The sequence below is a fragment of the Puia dinghuensis genome (assembly GCF_014642875.1).
Lineage (GTDB): Bacteria > Bacteroidota > Bacteroidia > Chitinophagales > Chitinophagaceae > Puia > Puia dinghuensis.
On record NZ_BMJC01000020.1, the window covers coordinates 1 to 1198 of the forward strand.

The 1198-nt window shown below is 58.4% G+C and carries 1 protein-coding gene; it reads left to right on the top strand.

The window, feature by feature from the left end; genetic code table 11:
* On the top strand, positions 1-1198 hold a 1198-nt coding region (locus tag IEY39_RS29600), incomplete at both ends, for a non-ribosomal peptide synthetase (RefSeq protein WP_188938391.1).

Consider the following 1198-nt stretch of genomic DNA (forward strand, 5'->3'; position numbering starts at 1 on the left):
GTGAGCTATGAGGAGCTGGAGGAGAGGAGCAACCAGTTGGCGCATTACCTGCGGAGATTGGGCGTACGGGAGGAAGTGCTGGTGCCGGTATGCCTGGAGCGGTCGTTGGAGATGATCGTGGGGATATTGGGCATTTTAAAAGCAGGAGGAGCGTATGTACCGCTGGACCCGGAGTATCCGGCCGAGCGGTTGGCGTATATGCTGGCAGAGACGAAGGCGAAGGTGGTGGTGAGCAGTGGAGATATGGGGGCGCGGTTGCCCGTAGGTGAAGGCGTACGCATCGTCTTATTGGACGAGGAAACAGCGTTTATTGGCGAGTGTCCGGTAGAACGGGTAGAGCGGTCGCTCCGGCCGGAGCATTTGGCCTATGTGATCTATACTTCGGGTTCGACGGGTCAGCCCAAGGGGGTGATGATCGAGCATCGGAGCCTGATGGATTATCTGTTTGGGCTAGCACAGGCCACAACGATCAGTCAGTGTCGGTCGTTTGCCCTGGTCTCGACCCTGTCGGCCGATCTGGGCAATACGGTGATCTATAGTGCATTGGTATGGGGAGGAGCGTTGCATGTGCTGTCCACAGCGGTGGTCAATGACAGCTCGCTGGCCCCAGCCTATTTCAGCCGGCAGGGGATCGATTGCGTGAAGATCGTACCCTCGCACTGGCGGGCGTTGAGCAGCGGAGAACAGCTTTTGCTCCCTGAAAAGATACTGATCTTTGGTGGGGAGGCTTTGCCGGCGGAAGTGGTAACGAAACTTCGATCGGAGGGGAATGGATGCCAGGTGGTCAATCACTATGGTCCCACCGAGACGACGATCGGTAAGCTGCTCCATACGATAGCACCAGGACGTGAGTATAGCGGCGTGGTGCCGATCGGCCGGCCTTTTGGCAATACACGGGTCTATGTCCTGAACGAACAGGGAAAGCTCTGTCCGAAAGGGATAGTCGGTGAATTGTATGTCGGCGGCGATGGGCTGGCCCGGGGGTACCTGGGTCAGCCGGAGTGGACCGAAGAGCGATTTGTTCCCGATGGATTCAGCGGGCAGGCCGGAGACCGGCTGTACCGGACAGGGGATCTGGTGCGCTGGTTGCCGGACGGCAACATGGAATACATTGGGAGACGAGATGACCAGGTGAAGATCCGGGGCTACCGGGTAGAGCTAGGGGAAGTGGAGAGTGTGCTTGGGCAATGTGCGAGAG